The organism is Roseomonas aerilata DSM 19363, assembly GCF_000711725.1.
Classification (GTDB): Bacteria; Pseudomonadota; Alphaproteobacteria; order Acetobacterales; family Acetobacteraceae; genus Roseomonas; species Roseomonas aerilata.
The window spans coordinates 56,139-71,681 of the sequence record NZ_JONP01000025.1 but is presented as its reverse complement, the minus strand read 5'-3'; the positions used below and the strand labels follow the sequence as shown (position 1 = coordinate 71,681).

Annotated in this window: 15 protein-coding genes, 1 rRNA gene and 1 pseudogene; 6 read left to right on the top strand and 11 right to left on the bottom strand. The window is 69.4% G+C overall.

Translation table 11 applies throughout. The features are described from left to right. Positions 1-148 precede the first annotated feature (148 nt). A 5S ribosomal RNA gene (gene rrf / locus BO39_RS22150) occupies positions 149-263 on the top strand. Positions 264-324: 61 nt separating this feature from the next. Here rrf and BO39_RS30315 read toward each other — a convergent pair. Together BO39_RS30315 and BO39_RS22145 are read right to left on the bottom strand one after the other, a co-directional pair. Further along, positions 325-534 (bottom strand): annotated as a pseudogene (locus BO39_RS30315) (transposase); the annotation flags it as partial. A 106-nt stretch (positions 535-640) separates the two neighbouring features. After that, positions 641-1,009: an outer membrane protein assembly factor BamB family protein gene (locus BO39_RS22145; protein ID WP_043837584.1), complete on the bottom strand. Its 369-nt coding sequence runs from the start codon at positions 1,007-1,009 to the stop codon at positions 641-643. 585 nt (positions 1,010-1,594) lie between these two features. Here BO39_RS22145 and BO39_RS22140 point away from each other — a divergent pair. Further along, positions 1,595-2,131, top strand: coding sequence for a MarR family winged helix-turn-helix transcriptional regulator (locus tag BO39_RS22140; RefSeq protein ID WP_052402449.1), 537 nt, complete (start codon positions 1,595-1,597; stop codon positions 2,129-2,131). A 28-nt stretch (positions 2,132-2,159) separates the two neighbouring features. Here the strand turns inward: BO39_RS22140 and BO39_RS22135 are convergent, their stop codons facing one another. Genes BO39_RS22135 through BO39_RS22095 form a run of 9 tightly spaced genes read right to left on the bottom strand, consistent with a single transcriptional unit; the run spans position 2,160 to position 10,358 of the window. Further along, positions 2,160-2,990, bottom strand: a complete 831-nt coding sequence (locus BO39_RS22135; protein ID WP_043837582.1) for an alpha/beta hydrolase — start codon at positions 2,988-2,990, stop codon at positions 2,160-2,162. 13 nt (positions 2,991-3,003) lie between these two features. Beyond that, the gene (locus tag BO39_RS22130; protein ID WP_043837579.1) at positions 3,004-3,723 is read right to left on the bottom strand and encodes an ABC transporter ATP-binding protein; all 720 of its coding nucleotides are present in this window, start codon (positions 3,721-3,723) and stop codon (positions 3,004-3,006) included. Beyond that, positions 3,710-4,498, bottom strand: coding sequence for an ABC transporter ATP-binding protein (locus BO39_RS22125; RefSeq protein ID WP_043837577.1), 789 nt, complete (start codon positions 4,496-4,498; stop codon positions 3,710-3,712). Before BO39_RS22125 ends, BO39_RS22130 begins: the two co-directional genes overlap by 14 nt. Then, complete coding sequence (locus BO39_RS22120) at positions 4,495-5,535, bottom strand: branched-chain amino acid ABC transporter permease (RefSeq protein ID WP_043837575.1); 1,041 nt, start codon at positions 5,533-5,535, stop codon at positions 4,495-4,497. The genes BO39_RS22125 and BO39_RS22120 overlap by 4 nt, the downstream gene beginning before the upstream one ends. Then, positions 5,532-6,404, bottom strand: a complete 873-nt coding sequence (locus tag BO39_RS22115) for a branched-chain amino acid ABC transporter permease (RefSeq protein ID WP_043837573.1) — start codon at positions 6,402-6,404, stop codon at positions 5,532-5,534. Before BO39_RS22115 ends, BO39_RS22120 begins: the two co-directional genes overlap by 4 nt. Before the next feature lie 5 nt (positions 6,405-6,409). After that, on the bottom strand, positions 6,410-7,561 hold the full coding sequence (locus tag BO39_RS22110) for an ABC transporter substrate-binding protein (RefSeq protein WP_052402448.1): 1,152 nt from the start codon (positions 7,559-7,561) through the stop codon (positions 6,410-6,412). Positions 7,562-7,583: 22 nt separating this feature from the next. Next, a complete protein-coding gene (locus BO39_RS22105) occupies positions 7,584-8,561 on the bottom strand; it encodes an isopenicillin N synthase family dioxygenase (protein WP_043837569.1) in 978 nt (325 codons plus the stop codon). A 10-nt stretch (positions 8,562-8,571) separates the two neighbouring features. Continuing rightward, positions 8,572-9,336 carry an SDR family NAD(P)-dependent oxidoreductase gene (locus BO39_RS22100; RefSeq protein ID WP_043837568.1) on the bottom strand — a complete coding sequence of 255 codons (765 nt, stop codon included), beginning with the start codon at positions 9,334-9,336 and terminating at the stop codon, positions 8,572-8,574. Continuing rightward, a complete protein-coding gene (locus BO39_RS22095; protein WP_043837567.1) occupies positions 9,333-10,358 on the bottom strand; it encodes an ABC transporter substrate-binding protein in 1,026 nt (341 codons plus the stop codon). The genes BO39_RS22100 and BO39_RS22095 overlap by 4 nt, the downstream gene beginning before the upstream one ends. A 260-nt stretch (positions 10,359-10,618) precedes the next feature. Here BO39_RS22095 and BO39_RS22090 point away from each other — a divergent pair, with 260 nt between their 5' ends. From BO39_RS22090 to BO39_RS22075, 4 genes are read left to right on the top strand one after another with little or no spacing between them, the layout of a single operon-like run. Further along, positions 10,619-11,908, top strand: coding sequence for an amidohydrolase/deacetylase family metallohydrolase (locus BO39_RS22090; protein WP_043837565.1), 1,290 nt, complete (start codon positions 10,619-10,621; stop codon positions 11,906-11,908). Continuing rightward, complete coding sequence (locus BO39_RS22085) at positions 11,905-14,235, top strand: xanthine dehydrogenase family protein molybdopterin-binding subunit (protein WP_043837563.1); 2,331 nt, start codon at positions 11,905-11,907, stop codon at positions 14,233-14,235. The genes BO39_RS22090 and BO39_RS22085 overlap by 4 nt, the downstream gene beginning before the upstream one ends. Next, positions 14,232-15,032: an FAD binding domain-containing protein gene (locus tag BO39_RS22080; protein WP_052402447.1), complete on the top strand. Its 801-nt coding sequence runs from the start codon at positions 14,232-14,234 to the stop codon at positions 15,030-15,032. Before BO39_RS22085 ends, BO39_RS22080 begins: the two co-directional genes overlap by 4 nt. Next, entirely contained in the window at positions 15,029-15,532 is a 504-nt protein-coding gene (locus BO39_RS22075) for a (2Fe-2S)-binding protein (RefSeq protein WP_043837561.1), read from the top strand. Before BO39_RS22080 ends, BO39_RS22075 begins: the two co-directional genes overlap by 4 nt. The last annotated feature ends 11 nt before the right edge of the window (positions 15,533-15,543 follow it).

The window sequence follows — 15,543 nt, the reverse complement described above, 5'->3', positions numbered from 1 at the left end:
CGAGCGGTCCTAATCGCCCGATCGAACTCATCCCCCACACCGCGTGAGGCCTAAAGCCTCGCCGCACGCAGCACCAACACGCAACCCTCACCAAACCATCCCCCTCCCCATAAAGGAGGAAAAACTATCAGACGTTCTGGCCCGGTGGCCTGGTGCCTATAGCGAGTGTGACACACCCGATCCCATCCCGAACTCGGCCGTGAAACCACCCCGCGCCTATGGTACTGTGTCCTAAGACACGGGAGAGTCGGTCGGCGCCAGACCACCAGACCAGAACGTCACATCACACCCCACCCACCTATAAGGTCGGTGGGGTTCGTGCTTTAAAAGCTTCTTAAGCTTGGCGTTCTCCTCCTCAAGCCCCTTCAGCTTGCGCGCATTCGACACGTCCATCCCGCCGTATTTGGACTGCCACGTGTAGAACGTCGCCTCACTGATCCCGTGCTTGCGGCACAGATCAGGCGCTGCCACGCCCCCCTGATGCTCCTTCAGCACGCCAATAATCCCCTCCTGCGTAAACCTTGATTGCTTCATCGTCCGTCTCCCTTCGACGGACCCTAGCTCAGGACGAGGGCATTCACGGGGGCAGGGTCACGCGGCATAGACTTGGCGAATGCCCTTGCCTCAGGCGTCTCGCCCATCAGGGGCATCCATTACTATCCGGCTCTCCCTTACGTCGCTTACCCGCGCATGCGTCCGGAGGATCTGCGTGATCTCTGGTCCTATCTCCGTACCCCACCTCCCCGTCCGGCCCGGTGCTGTAGCGCCGCCAGATCGGGCGGCCGGTGGCTAACTCCCGCGCCTCGATCCATCCACGCGCGCCGTTGTCGTCGCCGCCATTGCCGAGGAAGACACGGTCGCCGACCACCAGCGGCGCGGAGGAGAAGGTCTCGCCCTGGTCCGGATCGGCCGCGCGCATGTCCCAGGCCACGCGCCCGCAGCCCGCCTCGATGGAGATGAGGTGGCCGTCGAGGGTGGTGACCAGCGTGCTGCCCTCCACCGCCGTCACCCCGCCCGCGGCCCTGCAGCAGGAGAGGCCGCTCGCCTGCCCATCCGCCTCGGGGTGAGGCGCCAGCGGACCGGCGAGGCGGGCGAGGCCGGGTCGATTGCCAGGAGCGTATGCGGAAATGGCGTCAGGGCGAGAAGCGTGCCGCCCGCCGCCACAGGTGCCGCTCTATGGGGCTGGGGGCTTTCCGTGGGCAGGGTGACAACCGGGCGCAAGGTGCCGACATTTGCGGGAAGGATGCGGAGAGGTTCGTCGGGCTGCGCACGGGCCGCCAGCGGTGCGAGCGCGCAAGTGGCCAGGAACAGGGCCATCACCACACGGCGGTCCTGTCGCTGCCTGGTCCAGGCCTGAACAGCACAGGTCGCCTTTCTCAAGCCTCGCTCCCCCCTAGGCGTGTGCCGCCTCTTCTTTGCCAAGGCACGGGAGGCCTGGGAGGCTTCACCGCTTAGCCGAAATGCAGAGCGGCGGTCGACGCGCGGACGCTTGTGGCCATGGAGATTGCTGCTGGCGGTCCGACGGCCTAAATCGCCGCGCCCCCGATCGGGGGCCTGTGGCCGGTCAGGCCCTGCTCGGAGGAGTGGTTCCCCTATGGTCGCGCCCCACGATGCCAAGGCGCCCATGGCGCGCAAGCGGCCCGGCCATGCCGTGAAGCCGGAGGCTTCCGTCCGGGATCCGGGCGCGGCGCTGATGCAGCGGCCCGGCGTCCTCATCCGCCGGCTTCATCAGGTCCATTCGGCCATGTTCCAGGAGGAGACGGCGGGCTTCGGCGTCACGCCCGTGCAGTACAGCCTGCTGACCCTGCTGATGGAAACGCCGGGCATCGAGCAGGGGGTGGCCGCCGCCGGGCTCCGCCTGGACCGCTTTACCACGGCCGATGTCGTGCGCCGCGTGGAAGCGGCGGGGCTGCTGCGCCGTAAGACCGGGCTGGACCGGCGGGCAAGGACGCTGTTCCTCACCCGCAAGGGCATTAAAGTCTTCGAGGCGATGCAGGAGAGCGTCCATCGCGCGCATGAGCGGCTGGTGGAACCGCTGCCGGAACGCCGCCGGGGTGCGCTGCTCCGCATGCTGCAGGAGCTGGTGGATCGCCACGCCACCGTCGGCGCCCCACCGCCCAGGATACGCTGACTGGTGCGGCAGGGCAGGGGCTCCGCGCTCAGCCCCGCAGCAGCGCCTCCGCCGCGTGCAGCAGCTCGCCCTCCGGCTGGCGAAGGGCATCGAGGATGCTGAAATGGTTGGCGCCCTTCACGGCGAGCAGCGGCCCGGGGGCGCCGCCGGCGGCGCGGCGCGCGTGGAACTCCACGGATTGCCGGCACAGCTCCGGCAGCTCCGCCGCGCCATAGGCGACCGCCATGGGTTTTTGCACGAGGGCAAGCCGCTGCGGAGAGAAGGCCTCGATCTCCGCCTCGGTCAGCTTCAGCGCGTCGTTCAACCCTGTTCCCTGGATGGGCGCGAGGTCGAAGATGGCGGAGATGGGGAGGGCGGCGCGGACGAGGGGGTGGTCGGCCAGCAGCGCCGTCAGGTGCCCGCCGGCGGACCAGCCCGAGAGGATCACTGGGCCGGCGATGCCGCGGGAACGGCCTTGCGTTCCTAGCCAGTCCATGGCCGCGCGCATCTCCTCGACGATGGCGGTCATGCCCGCCTCGGGCGCGAGGGTGTGGCTGGGCAGCGCGGCCGACCATCCCTTGGCCAGTGCCCCCTCGATGATGCAGGAGAAGCCCTCCCGGCTGTTCTTCTGCCAGTAGCCGCCATGGATGAAGACGAGGCAGGGCGCATCGGCGCGGGCCGCGGGGAAGAGATCCCAGCCCTGGCGCGGCGTGGTGCCGTAGAGCTGGTCCAGGCCCGCCGGGTGATGGGCGCGCAGGGCAGCGGAGGCGGCGGCCCAGCCGGCTACCATCTCGCTGCCGCTCGGCACGGCGGCGTTGTTGTTGTAGGCGGCGCTCAGCGTCGCGCGGTCCCAGCTGCGCCAGGCGGTGCTGTCGGTCATCGGGTGCTTCCTTTCAGGCCGCGAAGGCCCGGCCGCCCAGATAGGCGTCGCGCACGTCGCCGCTGTCCAGCAGTTCGGCGCCCGTGCCCGAGCGCACGACGCAGCCGGTTTCCATGAGATAGGCGCGGTCGCAGAGGCTGAGCGCGGCGAGAGCGTTCTGCTCCACCATCAGCACCATCAGGCCCTGGAGGCGAACCTCCTCGACAATCCTGAAGACCTGCTCGACCAGATTAGGCGCGAGGCCGAGCGAGGGCTCGTCGAACATCACGAGGCGCGGGCGGGACATCAGCGCACGGGCGATGGCGAGCATCTGCTGCTCGCCGCCGGACAGCGTACCGGCCGCCTGGCCCGCACGTTCCTTCAGGCGGGGGAAGCGGTGGTACATAGCGTCCAGATCCGACGCGATGCCGGCGCCGTCCTGGCGTAGCAGCGCGCCCATCGCCAGGTTCTCGCGCACGGTAAGATGCGGGAAGACACGGCGCCCTTCCGGGCAGTGCGCGATGCCGCGGCGCAGGATCTCGCGCGGCGGCAGGCCGGCGATGGGCTCGCCATCCCAGGTGATGCGGCCTGAGAGGGGCTTGAGCAGGCCGCTGATCGTCTTGAGGGTCGTGGACTTGCCCGCGCCGTTCGCGCCGATGAGGCTGATCAGCTCGCCCTCGCGCAGTTCGAGCGACACGCCCTTCAGCGCCGCGACGCGGCCATAGGCGACGGAGACATTCTCAAGCCGCAGCATGGGCGCCTCCCTGCGGCGCGCTGCCGAGATAGGCGCGGATCACCTCCGGGTCGCGGCGAATGGCCTCCGGTGGGCCGTCGGCGATGATCCGGCCCTGGTTCAGCACCACGATGCGGTCGGAGATGCGCATCACCATGGCCATGTCGTGCTCGACGAGCAGAATGGTGGTGCCGCGGTCCCGGAGCTGGCGGATGAGCGCCATGCATTCGGCTGTTTCCGACGGGTTCAGGCCGGCGGCGGGCTCGTCCAGCAGCAGGAGCCGCGGCGTGGCGGCCGCCGCGAGGGCGATGCCGAGCCGGCGCTGCTCGCCATAGGCGAGGGAGTCTGCCCTCGCTCCGGCACGCCCGAGCAGGCCCACGAAGCCGAGCATGGTCATCGCCTCCTCGCGCAGCCGCTCCTCCTCCTGCTGGGTGGAGAAGGGGAGGAAGGCGGCGAGCAACCCGGCTCTGCCGCGCAGGTGCAGGGCCATCAGCGCGTTGTCGAAAACGGTGGAACTGCCGAAGATGCTCGTACGCTGGAAGCTGCGCACGAGGCCGAGGGCGGCGATGCGCTCGGGTGTGAGGCCGGTGATCTCCTGCCCCTCGAAGTGGATGGAGCCCTGGCGCGGCCGCAGGTAGCCCGTGATGGCGTTGAAGGCCGTGGTCTTCCCGGCGCCGTTTGGGCCGATAAGGCTGACGACCTGCCCCCGCTCCACCATGAAGCTGAGATCCGAGACGGCCACGAGGCCGCCGATCCGGATCATGACGTGCTCGACGGCCAGCAGCGGCGGGTTCATCCGGCGCCTCCCTGCACGGGGCTGGGCGCCGGGGCCGGGAGGGGGGCCGCGGCGCGGCGGGCGGGCAGCCAGCCGGCCACGGCCGGCACGATGCCGCGCGGCAGGAACATGACCAGCAGGATCATCGCGAGCCCGTAGGCGATCCACTGCGCCTCAGGCGGTGCTGATCCGCGCAGCATGTCGGGAAGGGGGCCGAAGATCAGCCCGCCCACCACCGGTCCCCAGAGCGTGCCCTTGCCACCGGTGATGACCATGATGACCATCGTCACGGTGTAGATGAACAGGAAGACGTCCGGGTCCACGATGCGGACATAGTGCGCAAAAAGGCTGCCGGCCGCACCGGCGATGGCCGCCGAGACCACGGTCGCGATGACCAGGTAATGCGTCACGCGGATACCGACGGAGCGGGCCAGTGTCTCGTTCTCGCGCAACGCGACCAGGGCACGGCCGATGCGGGAATGTACGATCTGCCGGACCACGAGGAAGGCCAGCACCGCCACGCCAAGGACAAGCCAGTAGGTCTGGTTCTTCGCGTAGAGCTCCACCACGCCCCGGCCGGGCAGCCAGAGCGCGAACGGCGGGATGCCGACCAGCGCCATAGGCCCCTGGGTGAGCTCAACCCAGTTGAGCGCCACCATGCGCAGCACCTGCGCGAAGCAGATCGTGATGATAACGAAATAGGCGCCCCGGATGCGGAAGGCGAGCCGTCCGAGCAGCCAGCCAAAGCACCCCGAGACGAGGATGGCCGCCAGGAAGCCGACGGCCACCGGCTGCGGTTCCAGCCGCAGACGGTGGCCGAACCCGATGCCGATATCAAAGCCGAGGGAGGTCAGCGCGCTGGCATAAGCGCCGAGGCCGAAGAAGGCGGCATGGCCGAGGCTGAGCTGGCCGGTATAGCCGAGCAGCAGGTTAAGGCTGATCGCGCCGATGATGAAGATGCCGGCGGAGGTGAGCACCGCCAGCAGGTACGGATCGGGCATGACCAGCGGCAGCGCCGCCATGGCAGCGACGAAGCCCCAGCCCAGCAGCGCGCTCAACCCACGCGCTCCTTCAACGCCACCAACCCCTGCGGCCGGACGGCGAGGACGAGGATGATGAGGAGGAAGCCGAAGGCGTCGCGGTATTCGGTCGAGAGGAAGCCACCGCCGAATTCTTCGACGTAGCCGAGGGCAAAGCCGCCGATCACGGCGCCGGGGAGGTTGCCCAGCCCGCCCAGGATGACGATCGCAAAAGCCTTCAGTCCCACGAGGTCGCCCATAGTGGGCGAGACCATGAAGACCGGCCCGAGCAGCGCGCCCGCCGCGGCGGCAAGGCCCGAACCGATGGCGAAGGTCGCCGTGCTCACCCAGCCGACACGCACGCCCATCAGCGACGCCGTCTCCGCATCCTGGAAGGTGGCGCGCATGGCGATCCCAGCGCGGGTGCGCTCCAGCAGCAGCCAGAAGCCGACGAGCAGCGCGCAGGAAATACCCAGCACGAAAAGCCGCAGCGGCATCACCGAGACAGGGCCGAAAACCAGCGGCGTGCCGGCGAAAGGGCTGGGCACCAGCTTCGCCACGCCGCCCCAGGCCCACATGTTCGCGTTCTGCAGGACCAGCGCGGCGCCGATCATCGCCAGCATGACGGAATCGATGTCGGCGCGGCGGAGCGGCCGGAGCAGGAGAAGTTCGATTGCCGCGCCGAGGGCAGTGCCGAGCAGCGTGGCAAGAAGAAGAGATAGGTAGAAATCCAGCCGCAGCAGCGCCACCAGACCATAGGCCATGTAGGCACCGAAGGCGTAGAGCTCGCCATGGGTGAAGTTCACGACCCGCATAACGCCGAAGATCAGCGTCAGCCCGATCCCCAGCAGTGCGTAGGTGCCGCCGAGGATGGTGCCGTTGACGAGGTGCTGGAGCGCTTGCTGCATGCCGGTCAGAGCTGCCCGGTCTTGCCTTCGGAGAGGGTGACGATCGCGACATTGGGCTTGTTCTGCCCGCTCTCACGGCCCGCCGGCCCCTCCTTGGTGAAGCTGATGTTGCCATTTACGCCCTGCAGCTTCACCTTCCAGAGGGCCTCACGGATCGCCTCTGGCTCCGCCTTGCCAGCGAGGCGGATCGCTTCCACCACCGTCAGCACCGCGTCGTAGCCGCGGAAGCCCTCGGTCAGGCCGGCGAACTCCCAGTTGTTCCTGTTCCACTCGGCCGTATAGGCCTGGGCGATCTGCGGGTGGGGCGCCTTCTCGGGGAACCACGGCGCGTAGAAGAGGATGTGGTAGCTCATATTGCCCGCTGGCAGCGGGTTCGCCAGCAACGCGTCGGGGAAGGAGCCGCCGGTAGTAACGAAGCGTTTGCCCAGGCGCTGCTCCACAGCCTGGCGCAGGGCGAGCGTTTGCTGCTCCACGCCCGTGGTCAGGAAGATCGTGTCGCCGTCCGACTGCTTGAGGGCGGTGAGCTGTGCGGAAAGATCGGTTGCCTCCGGTGTCATCGTCTCGGTGCGGCCGATGGTAATACCTTTGGCGGAGAGCGCCTTGGTGAACTTCTCGGCGGCGCCGCGGCCAAAATCGTTGTTGACGGAGAGAAAGTCGATCTTCCGGATGGCCGGGCTGAACTTGCCCAGCTGCTCGGCGAAGGCCACCGCCTCCATCTCCGAGGTCGGGGCGATGCGGAAGACATAGGGGTTGCCGGAGGTGGTGATGCGCTCGGCCGAAGAAGTCTCGACGACCATCGGCACCTTGTACTCGAGCAGCTTCGGCATGATGGAAAGCGTGAAGGTGGAGCTCCAGGCGCCGATCAGCACGGGCACCTTGTCCCGCAGCACGAGCTTCTCCGCGGCCGCGACCGCCTCGCGCGGGTTGGACTTGTTATCCTCGAGGATGAGCTGGATAGGCGCGCCGAGCACGCCCCCCTGGCGGTTCAGCACCTCCACCGCGATCTTCGCGCCGTTGGCGACATAGTTGCCGGAGGCCGCAACGGAGCCGGTAAGCGGCTGCGTCATGCCGATCTTGATCGGATCGGCCGCGAGTGCGGCCCGATGCAGCGCCGGAAGGGCAAGGCCCGACAGCAGGGTTGTGCGTCTCGTCAGCATGCGGGTGGCTCCTCTTTCGGGGTCAGGCGGCAGCGACACGGGTCTGGCGGTATTTCTCGTCCCGGTAGGCACCGGAGAGCACCGGCGGGTATTTCGCGGCACCTGGCGGCGCGATGCACTCGATGGAGGCGTCGTAATTCGGGTGGTGAAAGAAAGCGATCGACAGGCGGCGGCTGCGCGCGGCCTCGCTGTCCGGCGGGTTCACGACGCGGTGGACGTTGGATACCCAGCGGTCGTTCGTCCAGCGCATCAGCAGGTCGCCGATATTCACGACGAAGCTGCGCGGGTCGGTCTCGACATCCAGCCAGCGGCCGTCGCGGGTCTGCGCCTGGAGGCCGCCCGGCACGTTCTCGCCATTGAGGATGGTCAGCAGGCCGTAATCGGTATGCGCGCCAGCGCGAAGCTGGCCGGGGGCGGGTGCGGTGAGCTGCTCCGGGTAGTGGTTCAAACGCATCGCCGTGATATGGCGGTCGATCTTGCCGTCGAAGAAGTGCTCGGGGATGCCAAGACCCAATGCCGCGAGACGCATCATCTCGACGGTCAGGCTCTCCATCTCCGCGTAGTAGGCGGCGGCTGCGGCGGCAAAGCCTGGGGGGTGCTCCGGCCACAGGTTCGGACGGAAATAGCGCTGCCCTTCAGCGGAGGTGTAGTAGGGCTCGTCCGGCCAGCGCTCGCGCCCGAAGTGGTAGTACTCCTTCAGGTCAGGCGGCGTCTCGATGGCATTGCCGTGCGAGAGCGCCTCGACGCCGAGAGCGATGTAGCCGCGGGGCGTGCCCTTCACCGGGTGCACCGCCCGCAGCTTCTCCGCGAGCGGCAGGGCGAAGAAGGCGTTGGCGGTGTCGCGCAGGTTGTCCATCACGGCGGCGGGAACCCCGTGCCCGGTGATGGTGAAGAAGCCGATCTCGCGGCAGGTGTGATCCATCTCGCACCCAGTCCGAAGTCGGGCTGCGGGATCGCCGGCAAGGGCTTCGGACAGGTCTATGACCGGGATGTCCGACATGCGCGCTCCTCTAGTGGTAATAGGCGCCGCCATCGACCACCAGCGTCTGGCCGGTGATGAAGGCGGCGTCCGGGCCGGCAAAGAAGCAGACGGCGCCGACGAGGTCGTCCGGCACCATGTCGCGCCCGAGCACGCGGTTACGGAGGGAGGGCTCCTTCACCCCCGCAACCAGCATCGGGTTACGCAGCACGTTCTCGCTGAGCGTAAAGCCCGGCGCGACGCTGTTCACGAGCACGGCGTGGCGCCCCATCTCGGTCGCGAGCGCGCGGGTGAGGGACACCACCGCGCCCTTGCTGGCGACGTAATGCGCCATGTAGGGGTTGCCCTTGAAGGCCACGCCGGAGCTGATGTTGACGATGCGCCCGCCGCCGCGCCGCTGCATGGCCGGCAGCACGCCGCGGCAGCAGAGGAATGTGCCGATTACGTTGACGTCGAGCACGCGGCGCCACTCCGCCAGGTTCAGTTCGTCGAAGGGCTTCGGCGTCAGGCTCGCGTAGATCCCGGCGTTGTTCACGAGGATGTCGAGCCCGCCGAAATCGTGCTCCGCCGCGCCGACCATGGCGGAAACCGCTTCCTCCGAGGTCACGTCGCCGCCGATGCCCTGGGCCTGGAGCCCCTCCGCACGGAGCCGCGCGGCCGCGTCCTCCGCCCCTTGCAGGTCGGCGATGACCACCGCCGCACCGCGCCGGCCGAGGCCGCTGGCGAGGGCGAAGCCGATCCCAGCGGCCCCCCCCGTCACCAGCGCGACGCGGCCCTGCAGCGGCGCGTCGCTCACGGCATGCGCTCGACTTGGGGCGGCAGGAAATCGGTGGAGAACAGCGTCTCGGCCGCGGGCGGGTTCGCGATGCGGTTGACCTCGGTGTTGACGGCGGCCACGCGCCGCATCCGATCGAGTTCCAGCGCGCCGAAGCCGGTGCGGCGAACATTGCTGGTCATGATCGCCACATCGCGCGCCATGGCGAAGCGCTCCAGTTCCAGCTTCTCGTCGAAGAGCGGCTCGCGCTTCTTCATCGCGGCCATGCCCGCCGCGGGATCGGCCAGGGCCGCGCGCAGGCCCCCGATGGACGCACGGACGAAGGCGCGCACCGCCTCGGGGTTGCGCTGCGCGAAGGCGGCGGAGGTGATGATGCCGTGTCCGTAGAGGTCCACGCCTGCGTCGGAATAGGGCAGCACGACGATGTCCTCGGCCGCTACGCCGGCGGCGCGCAGGCTGAAGACGGCGGCCATCTGCAAGCCTGTGATGGCATCCACCTGGCCCGTCGCCAGCATGGTTTCGCGTAGATTGGCCGTCATGGACGTCCAGCGCACGGCAGCGGGATCAAGGCCGGCGGCGCGGGCATAGACGGGGAAGAGCACGCGGCTGGACTCCCCTTCCGGCGCGCCCAGGTTCTTGCCGCGCAGGTCGGCTGCTGCCTTGATCCCGGTGCGGCGCAGCGTGACCACGGCCGCCGGGTTGTTGTCGAAGACCATGCTCACGGCGATCACCCGCTGCTGCGGGTTGCGCGCGTTGAACAGCACGAGGGCGTTGATGTCGGCGAAGCCGATGTCATAGGCGCCGGTCGCGACCTTCGTGATGGTGTCGCCGGAGCCGTAGCCGCGGTCCATCTGCACCCGCAGCCCGGCGTCGCGGAATAGGCCGCGCTCCTCCGCCATGGCCCAGATCGCGTGGTAGCCCTGCGGTGCCCAGTCCCAGGCGAAGCGGAGCGGCGTCGCCTGTGCCCGGGCGCGTCCCGAAGCGAGGCCAGCGGCCAGCAGCGGCAGCGCCGCCATGTGATGGAGAAATTGGGACCGTTTCATGCGGAGGCGGCCTTTCGTCGGCGGCGTGCAACCGCCAGGCAGCAAGTGCCATGCCAGCAATCGGAGCGGCTGCGGCGGAGGCTTGGCAGGGCTGGTCGCCCAAAACTTGGGCGATGCTGCGCCAATCCGCCGAAGAAATGTGCCTGTACCCACCTATTTCTCGTGAAGCGCCGCCAATCCCTTGTTTCCCGCGCGCCGAGGGCTGTGGCACAAGCCTTGCCGCGATGCCTGCTGGTATCAGCCGGAACGAGGAGGCGGGGATGGATTTCGCGGAGTTGGGGCCCTACGACACCGTCCTGCGCGGCGGGCGCGTGATCGACCCTGCGCAAGGCCTGGACGGGATCGCCGACGTGGCGGTTCGCGGCGGCCGCATCGCAGCCATCGGCCCGAGCCTGCCGGGCCCGGCGAAGTCCGTGATCGATGTCACTGGCCGACTCGTGCTGCCGGGGATGATCGACACCCACGCGCATGTCTATCGCTACGTCACCGGCCGCTTTGGGCTGGAGGCGGACATGGTCGGCGTGCATTCCGGCGTGACCACGCTCGTGGACCAGGGCGGGCCGTCGCTGATGACCTTCCCGGGCTTCCGCGAATTCGTGGTCAAGCCCGCCGCCAGCCGCGTACTCGCCTTCCTCTCAGCCTATATGGTCGGCGGGCTTGAGGGGCATTACTACCCCGAACTCTATCGGCCGGACTGCATTGCGGTGGAGGACACCATCCGCAGCGGGCGTGAGAACGGCGACCTCGTCCGCGGCATCAAGGGCCACGCGGAGATCGGCGGCTTTACCCGCTGGGGCGACGAGGCCATGCGGCGCGCGGCGCAGATCGCGCGCGAGATCGACCGGCCGCTCTACATCCATTTCGGCCAGCTCTGGCCACTGCCGGAGGACGCGGCCTCCTACGACCCCGACGCCATCCTGCCGGAGATGTTGGAGATCATGCGGGAAGGGGACATCCTGGCCCATCCCTTCACTCGCCATCCCGGCGGCTTCGTCGATCGGCACGGCAGGCTGCACCCGGTGGTGCGGGAGGCCCTGGCCCGCGGGCTCAAGACCGATGTCGGCCACGGCTCGCACTTCTCGTTCAAGATGGCGCGCCTGGTGTTGGAGGCCGGGGTTCTTCCGGATACGCTGGGCGCCGACATGCACGGCTACAACACGACCCTGCCCAAGCCGCGCGGGACGCCGGACGAGCATCCCGACAAGGAGGAGATGCACCTCTTCGCCGGCAAGCAGAACTTCTCGCTCGCCTCAGCCATGACCAGCATGCTGGCGCTCGGCATCGATCTCACCCATGTCGTCCGCATGGTCACGGTCAATCCGGCGGACATGTTGCGGATGACGGGCGAGATCGGCAGCCTTCGCGTGGGAATGGAGGCCGACGTGTCGGTTCTCTCCGACGAGCGAGGGCGTTTCCTGCTCGCCGACAACGAGGGCACGCAGGTTGTCGCCGAGCGTCTGCTGCGCCCGGTCTTCTGCCTGCGCGCCGGCCGGCGCTACGACGCGGACGCCATCGTGCTTCCCAGTCCTGTCCTGGCCGAGGCGGCGTGAGTCGCGAAGGCGTCGGTGCGAGCATCCTTCGCAAGGAGGATGTTCGCTTCCTGCACGGGCGCGGCCGCTATGTCGGCGATATCCGGCCCGCGGGGATGCTGGAGGTGGCCTTTCTCCGCAGCCCGGTGGCGCATGCCCGCCTGATCGGCGTCGGGAAGCCCGAGGGTGCGGAGGGCCGCGTCTTCACCATCGCGGACCTGGAAGGGGTAGGGGCGATCCGCGCAGCCTCGGCCCTGCCGGGTTTCCGCGCCTCCGGCCAGTCGGTTCTCGCATCGGGCAAGCTCCGCCATGTCGGGGAGGCGATCGCCGCCTGCGTGGCGCCGAGCCGCGCGGCGGCGGAGGACCTCGCCGCCGCCTGCGCGCTCGATTACGAGGAGCTGCCGGCCATCGCGGACATGCTCTCCGCCCGCGAGCCCGGCGCGGCCCTGATCCATGACCACTGGCCCGACAACGCCTTCCTTGAGACCTCGCGCGAGGAGGATCTTTCCGGCCTAGACGGCATCGCGGCGGCCAAGGTCACGCGCCGCCTGCGCACCGCGCGCCAGTGCATGGTGCCGATGGAGGGGAGGGGGGTGCTGGCCGAGTGGGATCCGCGGCTGGAGCAGCTGGTCGTCACCACCTCCACCCAGCAGCCGCATGTCATCCGTACGGGCCTGTCGGAGACGCTGGGGCTGGACGAGGGGAGCATCCGCGTGGTGGCGCCCGATGTCGGTGGCGGCTTCGGCTACAAGGCCATTCTCCTGCCGGAGGAGATCGTCTGCGCCCATCTCGCTATCCGTCTCGGCCGGCCGGTGCGCTGGATCGAGGACCGGCTCGAGCACCTGACGGCCAGCGCGAACTGCCGGGAGCACCACTATGTCGTCACCGCCTGGGCGGACCGCGAGGGCCGGCTGCTTGGCGTGGAGCTCGATGCGACCGTCGATTCCGGCGCCTATTCCTCCTATCCCTTCAGCGCCTGCCTGGAATCCGCGCAGGTAGGATCGATCTTTCCCGGCCCCTACACCCTGCCGCGCTTCCGCTATCGCACCGTTTCCGCCTGCACGAACAAGCCGCCGATCCTGCCCTATCGCGGCGTGGCCCGAACCGGTGTCTGCTACGCGATGGAGACCACGCTGGACGCGCTGGCGCGGGAACTCGGCATGACCCCCGCGGCCATCCGGCTTGCCAACCTCGTGCCGCCGGAGGCGATGCCCTACCGCAACCTCGTCGGGAAGGTGTTCGACAGCGGCGACTACCCGGAGGCGCTGCGCCGCGCGGTCGCGCATTTCGACCTTGAACGCCTCGCGCAGCGGCAGGCGGAGGGCGAGTGCGTCGGCTTCGGCCTTGCCACCTTCTGCGAGCAGGGGGCGCATGGCACATCCGTCTATCACGGCTGGGGCATTCCCTTCGTCCCCGGGTACGAGCAGGCCATGGCGCGGTTCTCCCCGGACGGCGTGCTGGAGATCCGTACGGGGCTGCACAGCCACGGCCAGGGCATGGAGACGACGCTCGCGCAGGTGGCGCACGAAATCCTCGGTGTCCCCGTGGCGCGGGTGCGGGTGGTGCATGGCGACACGGCGTTGACGCCCTATTCCACGGGCACCTGGGGCAGCCGGGGCGCGGTGATGGGCGGCGGGGCCGTCGCCGAGGCCTGCCGGCTGCTGGGGGAGCGCGCGCTGGCCATCGGCGCCTTCCTGCTGCAGGCGGAGCCGGGGCAGGTCGAGCTTTCGGGCGGCGCGGTGCGGCGGCGGGACGGCGGCGCGACCGTCACCCTCGATGAGATCGCGCGCACCTGGTACCGCCGGCCGCAGAACCTGCCGCGCGACGTGGACACGAGCGGGCTCGAGGTCACCGGCGGCTACCGGCCCGATCCGGACACCGGCACCCACTCCTATGCCTGCCACGCCGTCATCGCGCGCATCGACCAGGACACGGGCGAGGTGGTGCTGGAGGACTATGTGGTGGTGGAGGATGGCGGAAAGCTGCTCAACCCCATGATCGTGGACGGGCAGGTCCTGGGCGGCATCGCCCAGGGCATCGGCACGGCACTCTACGAGGAGATGCCCTTCGACGCCGCCGGGCAGCCGCTTGCCGGCACGCTGGCCGATTACCTCGTGCCTGGCGCGACCGAGGTGCCGGGGATCCGCATTGACCACATGGAGACGCCGAGCCCCTGGACCCGCTTCGGCCAGAAGGGGCTCGGCGAGAGCGGCGCGATCGGGCCGCCCGCCGCCATCGTCAACGCGATCAACGACGCGCTGCACCGCTTCGGGGCGGAGGTCTTCGATCTTCCCGCCAGCCCCGAGCGCGTGCTGGCGGCGCTGGAAGAGGCGCGCCGCGGCCGATGAAGCCCGCCCCCTTCACCTACTCTCGCCCGGCCGACTGGGGCGCGGCCGTGGCGCTGCTGCAATCGGGTGCGCGCCCTGTCGCCGGCGGGCAGTCGATCGGTCCTATGCTCAACCTCCGCGTGGTCCAGCCGGATGCCGTGGCCGATCTGCGCCACCTTCCGGGTTTCGGCGGCGTCGCCCTGTCGGGCGGGCTCTGCCGCATCGGCGCCGGTACGACCCATGCCGCCATCGAGGACGACGCGGTTCCCGGCCGGCTCGGTGAGATCCTGGCCGGTGTTGCGCGGCGCATCGCCTATCGGCCCGTGCGCAACCGCGGCACAATTGGCGGCAGCTTGGCTCATGCCGATCCGGCGGCCGACTGGGTGGCGGTGCTGCCTGCCTTCCGTGGCTCCGCCGTTGCCCTGGGACCCGGGGGAGAGCGGCGCATTGCCCTCGCGGATTTCGTGATGGGGCTGATGGAGACGGCGCTACGGCCGGACGAGGTGCTGCGGGCCATAGAGCTTCCCACCCTTCCGGCGGAGACGCGCTGGGGCCATTGGAAGTTCTGCCGTAAGCCCGGCGAATTCTCGAAGGCGACGGCCTGCGTCCTCGCCGTGCCGGGCGAGGTGCCGCGCGCGGTGCTGGCGGCCCTCGACGAGGCGCCCCTGGTGATCTCCGATGCCAGTGCCCTCCTCGCGGCGCCGGAAGCGGAGGCAGCGCGCATCGCCAATGCCGTCCCCGGGCTCAGCCCCTGGCGAGCCGCCCTCGCGCGCACCGCCCTGAAGCGCGCCGCCGCCATGGTGCTGGAAACCGCATGACCCGCCTGCCCATCCGCATGACCGTCAATGCCGAGAACGTCGAGCTGCTGGCGGAGCCGCGCAGCCACCTCGCCGATCTCCTGCGCGGCGAGCTGCTGCTGACGGGCACCCATACCGGCTGCGAGCACGGCGTGTGCGGCGCCTGCACGGTCGAGCTGGACGGTGCCCCCGCCCGGTCCTGCATTACCCATGCCGGCGCCTGCGACGGCGCGACGGTGCGCACGATCGAGGGGTTCGAGGGCGATGCCGTGATGGCTGCCCTGCGCGAGGCCTTCACGGCGGAGCACGCGCTGCAATGCGGCTACTGCACGCCGGGGATGCTTGTCATGGCGCGCGACATCGTCCTACGCCTGCCCGATGCCGACGAGGCGCGGGTACGCGAGGAGCTCTCGGGCAATCTCTGCCGCTGCACCGGTTATCGCGGGATCGTCGCCGCGGTCATGCGGGTGCTCGACAGGCGCCGCGGCCTCGCCGGACCGGCCGCATCGCGCGCGGCCTGAAGCGGGCGCGG